The sequence below is a fragment of the Vibrio sp. PID17_43 genome, from assembly GCF_002608565.1.
In the GTDB taxonomy this organism is placed as follows: Bacteria; Pseudomonadota; Gammaproteobacteria; order Enterobacterales; family Vibrionaceae; genus Vibrio.
In genome coordinates, this window is the sequence record NZ_LIXM01000027.1 from 31,747 (window position 1) to 50,534 (window position 18,788).

General features: G+C 44.7%; 20 protein-coding genes. 16 read left to right on the plus strand and 4 right to left on the minus strand.

Features of this window, described 5'->3' with window-relative positions; genetic code table 11:
* The 9 genes from AK965_RS17310 to AK965_RS17350 all read left to right on the plus strand — a co-directional run bounded on the left by AK965_RS17310 (position 1) and on the right by AK965_RS17350 (position 8,585).
* On the plus strand, positions 1-1,155 hold the full coding sequence (locus AK965_RS17310; RefSeq protein ID WP_099080776.1) for an acyl-CoA dehydrogenase family protein: 1,155 nt from the start codon (positions 1-3) through the stop codon (positions 1,153-1,155).
* Positions 1,156-1,195: 40 nt separating this feature from the next.
* Positions 1,196-1,984, plus strand: a complete 789-nt coding sequence (locus tag AK965_RS17315; RefSeq protein ID WP_099080777.1) for an enoyl-CoA hydratase — start codon at positions 1,196-1,198, stop codon at positions 1,982-1,984.
* Between the two features lie 8 nt (positions 1,985-1,992).
* A complete protein-coding gene (locus AK965_RS17320) occupies positions 1,993-3,117 on the plus strand; it encodes an enoyl-CoA hydratase/isomerase family protein (protein WP_099080778.1) in 1,125 nt (374 codons plus the stop codon).
* Positions 3,118-3,127: 10 nt separating this feature from the next.
* Positions 3,128-4,033 carry a 3-hydroxyisobutyrate dehydrogenase gene (gene mmsB, locus AK965_RS17325; RefSeq protein WP_099080779.1) on the plus strand — a complete coding sequence of 302 codons (906 nt, stop codon included), beginning with the start codon at positions 3,128-3,130 and terminating at the stop codon, positions 4,031-4,033.
* Between the two features lie 6 nt (positions 4,034-4,039).
* Entirely contained in the window at positions 4,040-4,798 is a 759-nt protein-coding gene (locus AK965_RS17330; protein ID WP_099080780.1) for an SDR family oxidoreductase, read from the plus strand.
* Positions 4,799-4,974: 176 nt separating this feature from the next.
* A complete protein-coding gene (locus AK965_RS17335) occupies positions 4,975-6,069 on the plus strand; it encodes an NADH:flavin oxidoreductase (protein WP_099080797.1) in 1,095 nt (364 codons plus the stop codon).
* A gap of 244 nt (positions 6,070-6,313) precedes the next feature.
* On the plus strand, positions 6,314-7,276 hold the full coding sequence (locus AK965_RS17340; RefSeq protein ID WP_099080781.1) for an alpha/beta hydrolase: 963 nt from the start codon (positions 6,314-6,316) through the stop codon (positions 7,274-7,276).
* A gap of 170 nt (positions 7,277-7,446) precedes the next feature.
* Positions 7,447-7,839, plus strand: coding sequence for a nuclear transport factor 2 family protein (locus tag AK965_RS17345; RefSeq protein ID WP_099080782.1), 393 nt, complete (start codon positions 7,447-7,449; stop codon positions 7,837-7,839).
* 149 nt (positions 7,840-7,988) lie between these two features.
* Complete coding sequence (locus AK965_RS17350; protein ID WP_099080783.1) at positions 7,989-8,585, plus strand: hypothetical protein; 597 nt, start codon at positions 7,989-7,991, stop codon at positions 8,583-8,585.
* Between the two features lie 244 nt (positions 8,586-8,829).
* On the opposite strand, the gene AK965_RS17355 is transcribed toward AK965_RS17350, so the two are convergent.
* On the minus strand, positions 8,830-9,648 hold the full coding sequence (locus AK965_RS17355) for an N-acetylmuramoyl-L-alanine amidase (protein ID WP_099080784.1): 819 nt from the start codon (positions 9,646-9,648) through the stop codon (positions 8,830-8,832).
* A 369-nt stretch (positions 9,649-10,017) separates the two neighbouring features.
* Here AK965_RS17355 and artP point away from each other — a divergent pair, with 369 nt between their 5' ends.
* The 4 genes from artP (at position 10,018) to artM (ending at position 12,912) form a co-directional block, all read left to right on the plus strand.
* Positions 10,018-10,746 carry an arginine ABC transporter ATP-binding protein ArtP gene (gene artP, locus AK965_RS17360; RefSeq protein WP_099080798.1) on the plus strand — a complete coding sequence of 243 codons (729 nt, stop codon included), beginning with the start codon at positions 10,018-10,020 and terminating at the stop codon, positions 10,744-10,746.
* 78 nt (positions 10,747-10,824) lie between these two features.
* On the plus strand, positions 10,825-11,556 hold the full coding sequence (locus tag AK965_RS17365; RefSeq protein WP_099080785.1) for an arginine ABC transporter substrate-binding protein: 732 nt from the start codon (positions 10,825-10,827) through the stop codon (positions 11,554-11,556).
* Position 11,557: 1 nt separating this feature from the next.
* The gene (artQ, locus tag AK965_RS17370; protein ID WP_099080786.1) at positions 11,558-12,247 is read left to right on the plus strand and encodes an arginine ABC transporter permease ArtQ; all 690 of its coding nucleotides are present in this window, start codon (positions 11,558-11,560) and stop codon (positions 12,245-12,247) included.
* Positions 12,244-12,912 (plus strand): arginine ABC transporter permease ArtM, encoded by a 669-nt coding sequence (artM, locus tag AK965_RS17375; RefSeq protein ID WP_099080787.1) that lies wholly within the window; start codon positions 12,244-12,246, stop codon positions 12,910-12,912. The genes artQ and artM overlap by 4 nt, the downstream gene beginning before the upstream one ends.
* 148 nt (positions 12,913-13,060) lie before the next feature.
* Here artM and AK965_RS17380 read toward each other — a convergent pair whose 3' ends face one another.
* A complete protein-coding gene (locus tag AK965_RS17380) occupies positions 13,061-13,372 on the minus strand; it encodes a hypothetical protein (RefSeq protein WP_099080788.1) in 312 nt (103 codons plus the stop codon).
* A gap of 336 nt (positions 13,373-13,708) precedes the next feature.
* On the opposite strand from AK965_RS17380, the gene AK965_RS17385 reads away from it, so the two are divergent.
* On the plus strand, positions 13,709-13,900 hold the full coding sequence (locus tag AK965_RS17385) for a hypothetical protein (protein ID WP_099080789.1): 192 nt from the start codon (positions 13,709-13,711) through the stop codon (positions 13,898-13,900).
* Positions 13,901-14,053: 153 nt separating this feature from the next.
* Here the strand turns inward: AK965_RS17385 and AK965_RS17390 are convergent, their stop codons facing one another.
* Positions 14,054-14,530, minus strand: a complete 477-nt coding sequence (locus tag AK965_RS17390) for a DUF1456 family protein (RefSeq protein WP_099080790.1) — start codon at positions 14,528-14,530, stop codon at positions 14,054-14,056.
* 177 nt (positions 14,531-14,707) lie between these two features.
* Positions 14,708-16,369: an electron transfer flavoprotein-ubiquinone oxidoreductase gene (locus tag AK965_RS17395; RefSeq protein ID WP_099080791.1), complete on the minus strand. Its 1,662-nt coding sequence runs from the start codon at positions 16,367-16,369 to the stop codon at positions 14,708-14,710.
* A gap of 269 nt (positions 16,370-16,638) precedes the next feature.
* Here AK965_RS17395 and AK965_RS17400 point away from each other — a divergent pair, with 269 nt between their 5' ends.
* Entirely contained in the window at positions 16,639-17,388 is a 750-nt protein-coding gene (locus AK965_RS17400) for an electron transfer flavoprotein subunit beta/FixA family protein (RefSeq protein ID WP_099080792.1), read from the plus strand.
* Between the two features lie 12 nt (positions 17,389-17,400).
* On the plus strand, positions 17,401-18,366 hold the full coding sequence (locus AK965_RS17405) for an electron transfer flavoprotein subunit alpha/FixB family protein (protein ID WP_099080793.1): 966 nt from the start codon (positions 17,401-17,403) through the stop codon (positions 18,364-18,366).
* The last annotated feature ends 422 nt before the right edge of the window (positions 18,367-18,788 follow it).

An 18,788-nucleotide genomic window follows, 5' to 3' on the forward strand; every position in this document is an offset into this window, starting at 1 on the left:
ATGGATTTTGAACTCAATGAAGAGCAACGGATGTTTGCTGATACGGCCGAACAGTTCGCAGCAGAACGGTTAGCACCGATGGCAGCAGAGTGGGATGAGAAGCAAATCTTCCCCAAAGACATATTGCGTGAAGCGGGTGAGTTGGGATTTCTCAGTCTGTATACGCCAGAAGAACAGGGAGGTTTGGGTTTAAGCCGATTAGACGCCTCCATTATCTTTGAACAACTCTCTATGGGGTGCACGTCAACCACGGCATTTATGACGATTCACAATATGGTCACCTGGATGGTAGCAAGCTTTGCAACCGAAGAGGTGAAGAACAAGTTCTGTCCAAAGCTTATTACCGGAGAATACCTAGGGTCTTATTGTTTGACCGAGCCAAATGCAGGATCCGATGCCGCTTCATTGACGACCTCAGCGACGAAGCAAGGTGACTGTTATGTGCTGAATGGCGGCAAGACCTTTATCTCCGGAGCAGGGGATACCGAAGTGTTAGTCGTGATGGCGAGGACAGGTGATGCTGGAGCCAAAGGTGTGTCTGCATTTGTGGTACCCGCTGATGCGCATGGTGTCAGTTACGGGCGAAAAGAGCCGAAAATGGGTTGGAACAGCCAACCGACACGCGCAGTGATGTTCGATAATGTGTCGATTCCGTCGAGTCACTTATTAGGTGAAGAAGGACAGGGGTTTGCCTTCGCTATGAAAGGGCTCGATGGTGGTCGCATCAACATAGCGACTTGCTCGATAGGCACCGCGCAGCAAGCGTTAAATCATGCGGCGCAGTACATGCAAGAACGTAAGCAGTTCGGCAAGCCTTTGGCTCAGTTCCAAGCCCTGCAGTTCAAGCTGGCAGACATGGTGACAGAGCTTGTGGCGGCAAGGCAATTGGTTCGCTATGCCGCCAGTAAGCTCGATCGAGGCGATCCCGATGCCACCACTTACTGTGCGATGGCAAAACGCTTTGCAACGGATGTCGGTTTTCAAGTCTGCGACCAAGCCTTACAACTCTATGGTGGATACGGTTACATCAAAGAATATCCAATGGAGCGTTACTTTCGCGACGTTCGTGTGCACCAAATCTTGGAAGGTACGAATGAGATCATGCGGTTAATCATTGCTCGCCGGTTTCTGGTCAACCAATCATCACTTATATGATTTTGCTCCGATCATTTTCACTGAGAAAGGATTCAGCGATATGTCATTAACAGAACAACAAGCGATTAACTACACCATCAGTAATCATGTGGCGGTGGTGACGATGAATAACCCCCCCGCAAATACTTGGACGTCAGATAGCCTAATTGCTCTAAAAGAGTTGGTGTTGGCACTGAATGAAGACAAAGACGTTTATGCACTCGTACTCACGGGTAGAGGTGATAAGTTTTTCTCTGCAGGAGCGGATCTTAAGCTGTTTGCCGATGGAGACAAAGCGGTCGCGTTAGACATGGCAAGAGTATTTGGAGAGGCGTTTGAGTGCTTGTCATCATTTCGAGGTGTCTCCATTGCAGCCATTAACGGCTATGCCATGGGCGGCGGGTTAGAAGTTGCCTTAGCGTGTGACATTCGCATTGCTGAAAAGCAAGCTGTTTTGGCGTTACCAGAAGCGAAAGTTGGGCTGCTCCCTTGTGCTGGTGGCACGCAAAACCTCACTGCATTAGTGGGTGAAGGTTGGGCGAAACGTATCATTCTATGTGGCGAACAAGTCGGAGCCGAGAAAGCGTACGAACTTGGGTTAGTAGAAGAAGTGGTCGAAACGGGTCAAGCGCTCAATAAATCCATTGAACTGGCAAAGTCGGTGGCAAGCCAATCACCTTCATCTGTCGCGGCTTGTAAAATTTTGATTCAGAACATGCGCTCTGCACCGCTTAAACACGGCCTCATCAAAGAGCGAGAGTTGTTCCTCAATTTATTTGACACCGAGGATCAAACTGAAGGGGTTCGCGCCTTTTTGGAAAAACGCAAACCAAACTGGAAAAACCAATAGGAGGCGGCATGACAGGGAAGGTAACCCTAACGGAAATGCAATGCATGGATGGTGTTCATCGTATCGGTATCGCAACCTTGGATAATGCTTCATCACTTAATGCACTGACCTACGACATGCTTTTCCAACTTAATCAGCAGTTGATCAAATGGCAAGACGATCCACATTTGGTGTGTGTCATCCTTAACGGTGCGGGTGGAAAAGCCTTTTGTGCCGGCGGCGATGTGCGAACCATGTATCACGTCATGCACAACGAGAGTAAAGAAGCGACGGCGGAATTTTGCACCAACTATTTCGCGCTTGAATACGAATGTGATTACCTGATCCACACGTATACAAAGCCGATCATTGGTTGGGGAGAAGGCATCGTCATGGGCGGCGGTATGGGGCTGTTTATGGGCACGAGCCATCGAGTGGTGACGCCAAAGTCTCGACTTGCTATGCCTGAAATCAATATTGGCTTGTATCCCGATGTTGGTGGGACGTGGTTTTTGAGCCAAATAGATCCCGAAGTTGGGTTGTTTCTCGGACTCACCGGAGCAATGGTTAATTCAAGTGACGCTGTCACGATTGGCTTGGCGGAATGGCTACTTTTGGAGGAGCAATACCCCGCGTTGTTGGAAGAATTACAGCAAGTGAAGTGGGGAACCGCCGGAGCGAAGGAGCTTGTCAGTGCCTTGCTACAATTGATGGAGGAGCAAGTGATTGACAGTAAACCGACGACCCAAATATGCCCTTATCTCTCTCAAATTAAAGAAGCGTGTAAAGGCAACGATCTTGAGCTGATTTCACAGCGGATATTAGCGCTAGAGTCTAGCAATCAATGGCTTGAAAATGCAAAGCAGACGTTCGCTGCAGGAAGCCCTATTACCGCTCATATCTGTTTTAGGCAAGTTAAAGACTACCACAGACTATTATTGGCTGATTGTTTTCGTTTGGAGCTCACTTTATCAGTACGAAGCGCATTGCTTGGTGAATTTGAAGAAGGAGTACGATCAAGGCTTATGGATAAAGATGGTGCGCCGAAATGGATGTTCAACAGCATTACTGACGTTGATGAAAGGGTCATCGATGGTTTGTTTACGTCGTTGTGGTCAGACGAAGAGCATCCGCTTGCACAGTTAGGAAAATAAGGAGAACAGCATGAGTACCATCGCATTTATTGGTCTAGGGAATATGGGAAGCCCAATGGCACAAAACTTACTGGCTTCAGGATTTAATGTGCAGGTGTTTGACTTGGATGTAAACGCCGCCAAACAGCTTGAACCTTTTGGTGCCATAGTTGCTCAGTCATTAGAAGAGGTCGTGGATGGCGCGAGCACCGTCATCACCATGTTGCCGACCGGCATTCATGTAAGATCGGTATATTTAGGAGACTTACATGGCGGAGTAGGAGTACTTAACCTCGTGTCAGAAAAAACCTTGTTGATTGACTGTTCAACGGTCGACCCAGATTCAGCACGTTTAGTCGCAAATGAGGCGGCGAATAAGCACTTGCTGTTTGTCGATTCACCAGTGTCTGGTGGGGTCGCTGGTGCAAATGCCGCAACGTTAACCTTTATTGTTGGTGGTACCGATGAGGCGTTCTCCAAAGCCAATGCGATATTGCGCTACATGGGCAAAAATGTGTTTCATGCTGGTAAAGCCGGTGATGGGCAGATGGCAAAAATCTGCAATAACTTGATGCTTGGCATCTTAATGTCAGGAACCTGTGAGGCGCTGAATCTTGGTATTGATCATGGGCTGGATCCTAAAGTGCTCTCTAATATCATGCTGCAGAGCTCGGGTCGAAATTGGGCGTTAGAGCTGTACAATCCGTGTCCAGGTGTGATGGACAATGCGCCAGCAAGTAATCAATACCAACCAGGCTTTATGAGTAAGTTGATGCTGAAAGACTTGGGGCTAGGTTTAGATGCGGCACTGCAAACGCACTCTTCAGTTCCGATGGGTTCGTTAGCGCGTAACCTCTACGCATTTCACAATGCCAGTGGGAATGCCGATCTTGATTTCTCTAGTTTGTTTGAATTTTATAAGCATCAGGAGGGTTAACAGCATATGGACTTAAAAAACAGCGTGATCGCGATTACCGGAGCGGGACAAGGGCTTGGGCAAATGATGGCCGTTAGCCTTGCACAAGCTGGGGCTGATATCGCGTTATTAGATGTGAATGAAACCGGGTTGCTTAACACGCAGGAGCAATGCCGAATGTTGAGTGCCAAAGCGCTGATATACCGATTGGATGTCACCAACGAATCAGAAGTTGAAGAAACCTTTAATGAGATCCTTCAAGATTTTGGAAAGCTTAACGGGTTGATAAATAATGCAGGTGTACTGCGTGATGGTTTATTGGTCAAAGCAAAAGATGGCGAGATCAGTAAGATGTCACTTGAGCAATTCAACCTCGTTATGAATGTGAATGTTACAGGTACATTCCTGTGTGGTAGAGAAGCCGCCGTTAAGATGATTGCGAGTAACTCTAAAGGTGTGATCATCAACATTTCCAGCGTTGCAAGGGCGGGTAACATTGGGCAGACCAATTATTCAGCGTCTAAAGCAGCGGTCGCAACCATGGCAACCACTTGGGCACGAGAGCTTGCTCGATACGGTATTCGGGCGGCAGCCATTGCACCTGGTGTGGTGAAGACGGCGATGGCGGCGCAAATGAAACCAGAGGCAATAGAGCGGCTACAAAACATGATTCCTGCTGGTAGAATGGGGGATGCGAGTGAGATTGCTCACGCCGTTAAGTACATTCTAGAAAATGACTATTTTACAGGGCGAGTATTAGAAGTGGATGGGGGAATGCGGATGTGAAGCCATCAATCTCACTAAAGCTTAATCCAGATTAAAGATCTCCCCCCTTATCGGCGGTAAGGTGCGCGTCGATTACTGGACGTAATGCGAATTTAGACAAGGAACAGCCATACTTTGTGTGGCTGTTCCTTTTTCGTTCCAGCAATAATGCAAAGATCAATTTAAGAGGACTCGCATTGAGCATTTTGTTTTCCGAAGCCCGCATTGGCAACATGACACTAAAGAACCGCTTTGTACGTAGTGCAACGTGGGAAAATATGGCGACAGAAGATGGCCATATGACCGACAAGCTGTACGACATTTATGAAGAGCTTGCCCAAGGTGAAGTGGGTCTGATTGTCACTGGTTACGCCAACATCGTTGAAGAAGAAAAGCCAAACGCAGGCATGATGGGGATCTACAATGATTCTTTCATCGATGAATACAAAAAGCTGACTGAGCTTGTCCATGATCACGACTCCAAAATCGTGATGCAAATTGCTTACGGTGGCACTAAAACCACTTACAACGTAGGTGAGCGTGTGATTTTTGCCCCGAGTGAAGTGCCAGAGCGCGGCACGAAAACCGAAGGCAAAGCGATGACCAAAGACGAGATCGACTACATCGTTAAGGCATTTGCACTGGCAAGTAAACGAGCACAAGATTCTGGCTTTGATGGTGTAGAAATCCACGCGGCGCACACGTATCTCATCAACCAATTCTTAAGCCCATATTACAACCGTCGTGAAGACCAATACGGTGGCAGCCTAGAGAATCGCATGCGTTTCCTAATGGAAATCTATGCAGAAACGCGTCAGTTAGTTGGTGATGAATTCCCCATTTTAGTGAAGCTTACGGCGACTGAATTCTTTGAAGGCGGCTTAACCTTCGATGAAACGCGCATCGTATGTAAGACGCTAGAAGAAGTGGGCGTGGATGCAATCATTGTATCGGGTAACATTCACGGCAACGCAAATACCATGGTTGGCGACTCGTTTGATGGCTACACGCTACAGCAAGAAGGTTACTTCCACGAATACAGCCAAGTGATCAGCCAAGATGTGAATGTGCCAGTGATTACGGTCGGTGGCTTAAACGATTTTAGCGCGATTGAAGACCTAGCTGAAAACACCAACATCCAGTTCTTTGCGCTTTCCCGTCCGTTGTTAGCGGAGCCACAACTGATCAAACGTTGGAAAGAAGGTAATCGCGCCGAAGTGGATTGTGAACGTTGTTCTAAGTGTCGTACAAAGCGCGGAAACTTCTGTGTGGTTTACAAGCGTAGAAAGTAACACCTAGTCGTTTATTGACTTTCTAACCGAATTTAATCAAGCCTCCTTCTATGTTTACGATAGTTGGAGGCTTTCTGTATGCGGATAAAACGCACCTACGATACGCTATAACGAGTGATTTCGATGATACACGGTATAGCTCTGTAGCAGCTAATAAATTGCATATGATTCACAACAAAGAGACAACCTATAGGTAGATAAGCTTCTAGGCTCATATTAGGTACATAAATAAAGAGGGATCGCTATGTTATTTATTACTAACCGCACGCCTAAACAGTCCGCAAGATCGAGGCGTGGAAGAAGCCTCAGCTTTGATTACAACAATGTCTCAGTCTCCCAAAATCTGTACTTCTGTGAACGAAACAGCAAAGACGACTATGTCGAAATCTTAAGCGATAGCTTCTTTGAAAGACTAAAAGCTTTGCCAAATGAAACACAACTTTTGTTTTATATCCATGGATTTAATAACAACATGGAAGGTGATGTTTTTGAAAATACAGAGAAGCTACAACAATTGATGGATAAGCAGTCTCCATCGCTCGTATATGTCATTCCTCTTATCTGGCCTTGTGATGACGATTGGACAGGAGCGATCATTGACGATTATTGGGACGATCAAGATGCAGCTGATTTTAGTGGTCCAGCTTTTGCTCGCTTATTAGGTAAGTTTGATACATGGCGTAGAGATGAGTTGCAGCAAAAGGAGCCCTGTTACAAACGCATCAATGTTTTAGCGCATTCGATGGGCAACCGAGTCATGAAAAATGCCTTACAGGAATGGGCGAGTAAATACGCTGCGGGCAATATGCCACAGCTATTTCGCAATGTCTTTATGATCGCGGCAGACGTGAAAAATGAAATCCTAGAGGAAGGCGAAGATGGTCGCTTCATCGTTGATTCTGGTCGTAATATCGTTGTTTATTTTGCTAACGATGATTTTGCAATGCCGGCATCGAAAGTTGCCAATGTGAAAAATAGAACGTTGTCTCGCCGAATGGGGATGACTGGGCCAGAAGACATGTCGAAGTTGCCGAGTAAAGTGTATGAAGTGGACTGTGATGACTTTAATAATCAGTTTGATATTAAAGGGCACACCTATTTTATGGAAAACGACAAAGGTAAAGTGAGTCCTATCATCAAGCATATGGCGGATGCAATTAAAACAGGTCGAGTCACACCTAAAGATCGAAGCACAATTTTGAAATAACGGTTCCGTTACTTAAGCCTGAGTTGAACAATTCGATTCAGGCTTTTCTATTCTTAGTCAAATGCTTCGAACCACCCTTACACACTCAGCTACTATGGATAGAGGTAACACTGGTTAACATGAGCCACTAAGGTGGGTTGTCTGCGCTGAGACCGAAACAGGAGAACACCATGAACACGATGCAAATCGACACGGAAGAGAACAAACGGAGCGCGATTGCGTTCTACGAGATGGCCTATCGAGGGAATCCGAGAAAAGCCGTTGAACTGTTTGTTGGTGATGAATATATTCAGCACAACCCTTTAGTCGGTAATGGTACATTACCATTTATTGAATATTTCGAACGCATGCAAAACGAGTATCCAAATAAAGATATTACCTTTGTTCGTGCCGTTTCCGAAGGAAATTTAGTTGCGCTACATACTCATCAGACATGGCCAGATAATGTGGAATACGTAACGATGGATTTCTTTCGCTTTGATCTTAATGGAAAAATTGTCGAGCACTGGGACGCGCTACAAGAAATCCCCAAAGAGACGCTAAACGGTAATACGATGTATTAAACCTGATAATTTCATTGTGTTTTCTTTGATATTGGGTAAATAGGTAGAATTAATCGATAATACTGTTCTGAGTAACATAATGAATCGTAAAACATCAATATGTGCTAGTATTTAAATTAATATTAATGGCTTCGTTAGAGTAGGTTCTCATGAGGAAGTTCATAGCAGAAAATTTTGATTTAATATTGCTCCTGTCTTTTACTTTTCTCTTAGGAATTGTCATTGGCTTTTCAATCCAGTCTAGGAATGATGGTTTGTTTGTTGATTTCGAAGTCGGGGAAAGCCGATTCACAATTGGCAAAAATAATAAAAACTTACTTATCCTAGACTTGGGGTCGTTAAGTAGTTCGTCTGCAAAACAAATATCTTCCGAGATAGAGAAGTTGCCGGCGACGGAGAACCCACTGAGTTTAGAAATGAGGATCATGGTAAGAGAAGCCAAAGGCCCTTTTGAGCCGATTGAAAGTACCGTCACGTTAAGGTTAACTGATAGTCCTTTTGGTGATGGTGGTGTGGTTTGTCCTGATTCACCCATATTAAACCATGCGGTTCTTGCTGCGCCTCCGGAACAATATCAAACAAAGGAATTGCGAGCATTTAAAGCGTTTTCGCATAAACTAATTTGTACAGAAGACAATGTCAGTGATATGTGGGTAAGCAGGAAATTTGTTGAATCATGGCTAGGTGAAGATGTAAGTAAAGATACTATAGTTGTTACCGCATACTTAATTCCATCGAGTCTATAAAGGAACATGACATGAGAATTATTATTCTATTTGGACTGTTATTTTCATCCTCGATATATGCTGATTGTATATATAATGGGACCTCCTATCCTACAGGAACCGTAATAGGAGGACTTGTTTGTAAAGAAGACGGAACGTGGGGGAAGAAAGAAGACGATTGAAAAATTACCGTGCTCAAAAGGAATGATATCGATGCCGAAAGCGTAAACCCGTCAATGGTATTCACTAGGATCGATCTGGTACTTCAATTAGCACGGGTTATATATCGGCTATGTACCCAACCCACGATATCCATTTCGTCATTAACCGTGTCTAAAACATCCACTCGACGCCATACGTTATGATGTTCCAAAACCGATAGACGTGTTCCTTTTGGAAGAGGGGACACATCTTCAAATTTTTCGTACTCGGTGCCAGGGCCAAGACGAATGTTGAGAGCCGTTGTGGTTTTGAACATTTCCTCTTCATCGTCACTATTACGCCCATCGAGCAAACTCTGAAAGGTGGACATCGGAAATGCAGGACCAGGATCGTTTTTCCTTGTCGGCGCGATATCTTTATGCCCAATGATTTCCTCTAATTCATAGTGACGAACTAACGTAAGCGAGACGTCTCGCGCCACTTCCAATTGTTGTTCTGTATAAACATGCCAGCCTGAACCGTTTGAATCTACCAATACTTCGTTATCTGGAACTGGGCGACCCCAGGTTGTACGCCAGTTACCAGCCGAGCCTTGAAGTAAACCAGGATTATCAAGTTCAATACCAATCGAATGGCTATTGAGACCTTTGACTCCTTTCCACTGACTCCTTCCGGCATGCCACGCTTTTCGGTTGAATGCGACCAGTTGTGTAATCGCACCATCACGGCCGATAACAAGATGAGCGGATGCTTTCGCTAAGGGATTGGTTAACCAGCTGATCGAACTTTCTGCGCTTGAGCCTGCGGTATAGTGCATGACTAAATATCGAGGTTGAATGGCACCGCTACTTTGATTCGGACTTCTTTTGAAAGGAACTTGTGAGTCGTCAGTTCTGAAAAGTTTGTGCGCTTTTATTTTCATTTGATGCCTCCTAAATTGGATAGGCAGTCGAGAGAATTGCGATTGCTTCGCGGTGGGGATACGGGATACCGAGCTTTATCCATCGCCGCCTCAGTTATGTCTAAAGTTCATACAAACTATAGCCGTAAGATGCTTCTGCTGCGTAATTCTAAAGGACAAAAGTCCTGTGGGGCTTGTGTCCGAGTGCTAAGTCGATTGATGCCACCCAAATACGGATAAAACCACACTCATTGCACCAGTCAGATGCTCTGCTGTGCTGGTTGATAATTATAAAAAAATTAGCAATATAAATTCTTATACATTTTTATTGCATAAAAAATCTTTCTTGATAGTATAAGCGGAAAGTGACAATTAATGCAGTATGTCAGCATGAGTATTCAAGTTAAAAGCATCAATAAATCTTACGGAAATACACAAGTCCTTCACGATGTCAGTTTTAATTGTGAAAGTGGTGAAACGCTTGTGTTACTTGGCCCAAGTGGGGCAGGGAAAAGTTCTCTGTTGCGCGTCCTTAACCTGCTTGAAGGGGCGGATAACGGCCAGTTAAACATTGCGAGTGATGCATTCGATTTCTCAATTGAGATTAAAGAGAAGCAAGGCCTTGAGCTTCGTCGTAAAGTCGGCATGGTATTTCAACAGTACAACCTGTGGCCGCACCTGACCGTGATAGAGAACCTGATTGAGGCTCCAGTGAAGGTCGCTGGTATGAATAAAGACGAAGCAAAGCAACAGGCGATGCAAGTGCTTGCAACCCTTCACTTGGCGGATAAAGCAGACGCCTGGCCGATGCAACTCTCTGGCGGACAGCAGCAACGTGTAGCCATTGCACGAGCGCTAATGATGAAGCCAGAAGTGTTGCTTTTTGATGAGCCTACCGCAGCACTAGACCCTGAGATTACCAATCAAGTCGTTAAAATTATAAAAGATTTGAGCGAAACGGGTATTACTCAAGTCGTGGTCACACACGAAGTGGATTTCGCCAAGAAAATCGCCAGCCATGTTCTATACCTAGAAAAAGGACATATTGTAGAGCACGGCACGCACGACGCATTTATTCATCCGCAAACCACACAGTTTGCTGATTATCTAAAACACTAAAACAACATTAAGTTAAGAGCAGTCAAACACGGCTGTCATTGCGAGTGTCAGCCCAAGACGTACACACGGAGTATTGCAATGAAAAAGATTCTACTAGCTTCACTAATTGGCCTTATCTCTGCGAACGCAGCAGCACAAGAAGAGATCAAATTCGCGATGGAAGCGACGTACGCGCCATTCGAATACATGGATGAAAACAACCAGATTCAAGGTTTCGATGTCGATCTGGCGAACGCACTATGTAAAGAAATGGAAGCAAAATGTAGCTTTCATAACCAAGCTTTTGACAGCCTGATCCCTGCATTAAAATTCAAACGCTATGATGCAGCCATCTCTGCAATGGACATTACTGAAGCGCGTCTTGAGCAAGTGAACTTTTCGAATGCGTATTACGAAAACTCAGCAGCGTTTGTTTCTATTCAAGATGAAATCGCGGACCAAAAAGCGCTAGAAGGTAAACGTGTTGGTGTCCAAAATGGCTCCACGCACCAGAGCTACCTCATTGATCAAATGCCGGGTGTGACTGCGGTGCCTTATTCAAGCTACCAAGATGCATTCATCGATATGAAGAACGGTCGTATTGATTCTGTCTTTGGTGACACTGCGGTAGTAGCTGAGTGGTTCAAGAAAGAAGACAACCTCGCGTACGTAGGTGAGCACGTAACAAACCCTAAATACTTTGGTAACGGCTTTGGTATCGCAGTGAATAAAGGTAATGACGAGCTAGTGAATAAGCTAAACACCGCATTGAAAACGGTGAAAGCGAACGGCCAATACGACGTCATCTATAATAAGTACTTCGGTAAATAATATGGCACTAACGGGTTACTCTTTAACGCTTGTTCAAGCTAGTTGGATGACTGTCCAGCTTGCATTCACAAGCCTTTTCGTCGGTTTGATTCTGGCAGTGGTGTTCGCCAGTGGTGAAATGTCTCGTCGCGTATTTGTGAAATGGCCAACAACGGCGTTTGTAACGATTGTACGCGGCTTGCCAGAAATCCTTGTCGTGTTGTTCATCTATTTTGGTTCGACGCAGGTTTTATTTCTGATCACCGGAGACTTTATTGAGGTTAGCCCGTTCTTGTCTGGTGTTGTGGCGCTGTCGTTAATCTTCGCTTCGTACGCTTCTCAAACCTTACGTGGCGCGTTAAAAGCGGTCAGTAGAGGGCAGAGAGAAGCCGCAAGTGCACTTGGCATCAGCCAATTTCATGCATTCGTGCGTATTGTTTTGCCCCAAGCGGTAAGACACGCATTACCAGGCTTAACTAACCAATGGTTGGTTTTGCTAAAAGACACGGCGTTAGTATCACTTATCGGTGTGACCGATTTGCTGAAACAAGCTCAGCTTACCTCAGCAGCGACGCATGAAGCATTTACATGGTACGCGACAGCTGCTGCAATTTACTTAGGCATTACTTTGATGACGCAACGGGCTGTGAAGTTGATTGATAAGAAGTTTTCAATCCAAGGTATGAGCATGGGGCAGGAGGTGACGGCATGAACGAACAGCACGTTTGGCAAATGCTCGATGGCTTAGGTACAAGCCTTCAATTGACCGCGGTTTCTTTAGTCGTGGGCTGCATCCTAGCGCTGATGATGACGTTGACGCTGATCCTTCGTACCCCGGGTTTACATTGGATAAGCCGAGGCATTATCACCTTGTTTACAGGTACGCCTTTATTGGTTCAGATCTTCTTGGTGTACTACGGACCGGGTCAGTTTGATGCAGTAAGAGAAAGCGTCTTTTGGATTTGGTTAAGTCAACCTTGGTTTTGTGCAATGTTAGCGTTAGCATTGAATACCGCGGCATACAGTACACAACTGTTTAAAGGGGCGTTTAATGCGATACCGTCTGGTCAGTGGCAAGCGTGTCGCGCATTGGGTATGAATAAAACGGCAACGCTGAAAGTGCTTCTTCCTTATGCGATTCGCCGTTCCGTTCCTGCTTATTCGAATGAAGTGATTTTGGTATTTAAAGGAACATCACTTGCGAGCACCATTACGATCATGGATTTGATGGGTTATGCCCAGCGTATTAACGCGCAAACTTACGACACGTTAGCGGTCTTTGGTATTGCGGGTGCATTCTACTTAACAGTGAATGGCGTTCTGACGTTGATTTTCCGCCAAGTTGAGAAAAAGGCGTTGGCGTTCGAAGTCGCATAAAGCCAGCATTAAAACTCGGCTTTGATATTCTCCTGCGAATGATCCTTCGCAGGGGCATTATTTTATAGGGGATAGGGTCAAACTTCGCTCATTGGTTTGTTAAACCAGTATTTGGCATCAGCTCAGCTTTGAAAGCACTGGGCAATGTTTATTCCGTAATCAGAATACTTGCAAGGTTTTCATTACCATTTAAAGTTAAGAAAATTTTTAAGGCGATAAGGTAGTCATTTTCACTCACCATGACTTCTTTGTAAGAGCCGTCCCAATAGTTAATGTTAACCATACCGTCGGGAATGTACTGGCTCTCAATAATACGATCATACTCATCTAAATCTTCTGGATATGTCACACCAGAATAACCGTTGTCGCTACAAAAGCCATGACGTTTTAAGGCAAACTCGACGAGTTGTTCTTTACTAGGAAAAGATTGAGAGAATAAGTCATTATAGATTTCTTTCATTTTTTTCCTGTGGCATCTCAATAACAAAATCGCCGTATGCTAAAAATGCTATGTGCAGGCTCACTCTTAACTCATTTACTGGTTGGCTTTGTAAGTAAGCATTACAATCATATACTGAATACAAAATGAGCAAATCAACATTTTGGGCAGATTGTCACAAAATTAATGTTAACACATAATTAAATTGCGGCGGAAATCTCGCAAGTATAGATATGAGCTATAAATTAATGATTGTCTTTTATTACATCATTTTTGCCTATTTTATAGGCGATTGATTCTATCGCAGCCACACTTTATGTTAAGGCGTATCTGCAATCATATTAATCGGGGGTTACTATGGAAAGAATACTCACTTCAGCAATGGAAATTAAGAAACGAACTCAGGTTACCAGTTTATTTGCGAGCAATGGATTCAAAATAGTCATGACAGATTTTGATAGAATGACGTTTGAACGCGCGAATACTAAGGTGAACATTCGTTACGATTTGTCTTCGAATGTTGAGTCGATTCATATATTACAAAAATAAATACGATGAATTTAGCGGGTTAGTCAGGTTGAAATATCCCAGCAAACGCCTATTAGGTGTGAGCAACCCAATATCTAAGCCTCTGGAAACCACCTTAAACGCAACGCATGGTAAAAATACCATGCGTTGCCAATCACTTTAAACCGTTTGTTCTTATTCTGATTCGTTACCATTTGGGCGCAACTGAAGCTGAAGCCCTAATAAGAAGTTACGAAGAACTTGGTCTTTGCATTCTCTATAATGTTTGTTATCCGGTTTGCGGAAGAACGCACTGAGTTCATGCTTACTTAAACGAAAATCCGCAAGTTGCAGAACCTCAAGAATATCTTCTGCTTTTAGGTTCAAAGCAATACGCAACTTTTGGAATACGATATTATTACTTAACTTCTCTTCTGGTTTAGGTTGTTCACCTTCACGTTTACCACGTTTAAAATTGATAAAACCGTTTAGAAATATTGCCAATTCAGTATCACTAAGTTTCACAAAAGATTCGTCTTCTTCTTTCTTGAGCCAACTAGTGACTTGGTCAACGGTCACATCAAGATTGGCTAAAGAGAAGATTTCAGTCATTGCATTGTCTTTTAAATCAAATGTATAACGTACACGGCGTAAAATATCATTATTGGTCAAAATAGTTCCTAGTTTTAGGTAAATCCAGTGCTATCAACGTGATTACTGGAAGACTTGAATTTTATCAGACTTACCGTCTACTCCCTACCAATTGTGCAATTTAGCGAAATCATAACGCCTTATTTCTTACCGCTAGAAACGCACGTATAAGAGAACTATCTCTTGCACGCTTAGACACTACATATTTCGATAGCTAGGGCCTCCACCACCTTCTGGGGCTTTCCATGTGATATTTTGAGATGGATCTTTAATGTCGCAGGTTTTGCAATGCACGCAATTTGCCGCATTGATTTGAAATTTAGGCTTGCCATCAATCTCAATGACTTCATACACACCTGCCGGGCAGTAATGCTGGCTAGGTTCGCCAAATTTCTCTAGATGCACATCAATTGGGATGTGAGGGTAGGTGAGATGTAAGTGGCATGGTTGATTTTCTTCATGCAGTGTACCAGACAAAAACACTGAGGAGGGTTTATCGAAGCTAAGTACACCATCGGGTTTTTGATACTCGATAGGTTGACAATCTTGAAGTGGTTTTAGCTGTTCATGATCAAGCGACGGATCGGTGACCGTCCATGGTAACGGCTTTTTAACCAGTGGTTGCCATAAGTTATGTTCAACGGTTGAAAGGGCACCACCAAGTATACTACCGAATTTATGAATGTTTGCGCCAAAGTTACGAGTATCATTTAGCTCTTCATACAGCCATGAATATTTAAATAAGCGCTGATAGTCTGGTTCTTGTTTTGATTGAGCCATCGCTTCGACAATGGCTTCTGCTGCGAGTAAACCGGATTTCATTGCAGTATGGCTGCCTTTTATCTTTGCCACATTTAACGTGCCGGCATCGCAGCCGATCAGCACACCGCCTGGAAATTGTTGTTTCGGTAGCGAAGAAAGTCCACCTTTGGCGATGGCCCTCGCGCCATAAGCAATGCGCTGCGCGCCTTGTAGATGTTGTGCAATAGCAGGGTGATGTTTAAAGCGTTGAAATTCATCAAATGGGCTAAGGTATGGATTACGATAGTTCAAATCCACGATTAGCCCGACGGCGATTTGATTGTTCTCCATATGGTAAAGAAAGCCGCCACCAGTGGTATCAGATTCACTTAGCGGCCAACCAGCGGAATGAATCACGCTACCGGATTGAGCTTTTGACTCTACAGGTCGCTCCCATATCTCTTTTAATCCAAGTGCGTAGTGTTGCGGCTGTGTGTCACTATCTAAGCCGAATCTTTGAATCAACGATTTGCCCAAGTGGCCACGGCAGCCCTCTGCAAATACCGTATATTGGGCTTTAAGTTCGATACCGGCTTCAAAGTTGGGTTTTGGTTCGCCATTTTTGTTTAATCCCATATCGCTGGTGGTGATGCCAGTGACACTACCGGAAGCATCATAGTTGATGCTCGATGCCGCAAACCCAGGAAAGATCTCGACGCCGAGTGATTCCGCTTGCTCTGCTAGCCAACGACACAAGTTTGCCAAGCTGATGACGTAATTGCTTTCATTATTCTGCATCGGATTTGGCGTAAGAAAGTGGGGAACGCGAATATGGTTAAGCTCGGTTGTGAGGTACAAGAAGGCATCATTAATAACAGACGCAGAAAGCGGGGCACCCATGTTTTGCCAATCAGGAAAAAGTTCATCCAATGCTCGGGTTTCAAATACTGCACCCGATAAGATATGTGCGCCGACCTCGGCGCCTTTTTCTACCACGCAAATGGACAGCGGTTCGTTTTCACTCTCTTGATTTAACTGAGCTAACCGACAAGCGGCACTGAGCCCTGCAGGACCTGCCCCGACGATAACCACATCAAACTCCATGCATTCTCTTTCCATGCCTATGTGTCCTTTATATAAATCAGTCTTTGCTCATCAACCCGTATAAAGAACTATAGTCCAGTTGACGTAAACGTAAACTAAACTAAGCTCAAATGGTGATGTTATCGTGTGTGTTCAATGCTTTTAGTGACATTGTCACTCAGTGATGGGCCAATCGAAATGAACAGGGAATTCATTGAGTATGAGCGGCTTTCATCACTCTATCTACCACACATGATTAAGTCGCTAGGATGCGATTTGTGTTGGGCGATCTGCTAGGAGGGAGTATGAAAGTATTGGTTGCAATTAAACGTGTCATTGACCCTTACGTTAAAGTAAGAGTGAAATCTGACGGCTCTGGCGTGGAAACCAACAACGTGAAGATGACGATGAACCCATTTTGTGAAATCGCCGTGGAAGAAGCCGTCAGGCTTAAAGAAGCCGGCGTAGCAGAAGATGTGCTGGTGGTTTCGATTGGTGCGTCAAGTTGTCAGGAGCAGTTACGTTCTGCGTTAGCGTTAGGGGCCGATCGTGCGATTCATATTGATGTTGAACAATCCCCAGAGCCCCTTGTGGTTGCCAAACTCCTAAAAGCGGTCATGGAGCAAGAACACGTGCAGTTAGTTTTGCTCGGCAAACAGTCTATTGATACAGACAATAACCAAGTAGCGCAAATGCTGGCAGCATTGACTCAACGGCCGCAAGGGACATTTGCATCAGAACTGAAAGTGGAAGGGGAAGCGATTTTGGTTACGCGAGAGATTGATGGTGGCTTAGAAACGTTGAAGTTGACGTTGCCCGCGATAGTGAGCACCGATTTGCGTTTGAATGAACCTCGCTATGCTTCTCTGCCCAACATCATGAAAGCGAAGAAAAAGCCGCTATCAGTCATGACTCCGGAGTTCTTTGGTGTGAGTGTCGAGAGCTCGCAAGAAGTACTTGAAGTTATGTCACCTCCAGTGCGTAAAGCTGGTGAGATTGTAGGCAGCGTGAATGAGTTAATTGACAAACTTAAGAACGAAGCGAAAGTGATGTAAGGAGGCATGACGATGGAAACTAAGCAGTTAGCAACCTTGGTTGTTGTCGAGCACGATAATCAATCGCTTTCAGTGGATACGCTAAAAGCATTCAATGCGACTTCTAAAATCACCGATGATGGTGCAACGCTTCCGGTTAGCGCTTTACTGATAGGGCATCAATGCAGTGCAGTACTGGATGCTTTGAAACGTGTACAGGGCGTCTCACAAATCATCGTGATTGATGCAGCAGAGTATCAGCATCCGTTGGCTGAAAATCTGTCTGCATTGATAGCGGAAGTCGGTAAAGCCTATTCTCATATTCTTGCCCCTGCGAGTACATTTGGTAAAAATCTCCTGCCACGTGTCGCAGCGTTGCTTGATGTTGGTCAGCTATCTGATGTGGTGGCGATAGAGTCTCTAGATACGGTCATTCGCCCGATATATGCGGGCAATGCGTTAGCCAGAGTGCGCTCGAATGATGCAATTAAAATCATGACAGTTCGAAGCTCGGCTTTTGATTTGGTGGTAATGTCTGATTCTCCAGTGGTTGAGAATGTCATAACATTAGAGACGACGATAGTCGCTGAACACAGTGAGTTTATTTCTCAGCAAAAAGTGAAAAGCGCAAGACCAGAATTACCTGCAGCGAGTGTGGTGGTCTCTGGCGGTCGCGGGTTGGGTAGCAAAGAGAACTTCGCGTTGGTCGAGCAGCTCGCAGATAAACTCGGTGGTGCCATTGGTGCATCTCGTGCTGCGGTGGATGCAGGTTTTGTCTCAAACGACTTGCAGGTAGGTCAAACCGGTAAAATTGTCGCGCCCCAGTTGTATATTGCGATTGGTATTTCCGGGGCGATTCAACATCTAGCGGGGATGAAAGACTCGAAAGTGATTGTCGCAATCAACAGCGATCCAGATGCGCCAATTTTCCAAGTTGCAGACTATGGTTTGGTTGGTGATCTGTTTGAGATCATGCCGGAGCTTTTGGAGAAGGTTTAGACACACACCTTTATGTTCGTCATTCTGAACAGCGAGGAACGAGCGTGATTCAGAATCTGTTATCAAAATGCGCTGCGGGTTCATTGCTATGAAAGCCCTTCAGTGCACTTTGCCAATTAGATTCCTAGTCGCGCTTAGGCTTGCTGGAATGACGCGCTAAAATTTCCTAACGAGAATCAGATTCTTAAGGCGCTTTTTGTTGAGTGCATACCAGACAGCGTCATTCCTTAGAATGAAGAATGAACGAGCGTGATTCAGAATCTGTTATCAAAATGCGCTGCGGGTTCATTGCTATGAAAGCCCTTCAGTGCACTTTGCCAATTAGATTCCTAGTCGCGCTTAGGCTTGCTGGAATGACGCGCTAAAATTTCCTAACGAGAATCAGATTCTTAAGGCGCTTTTTGTTGAGTGCATACCAGACA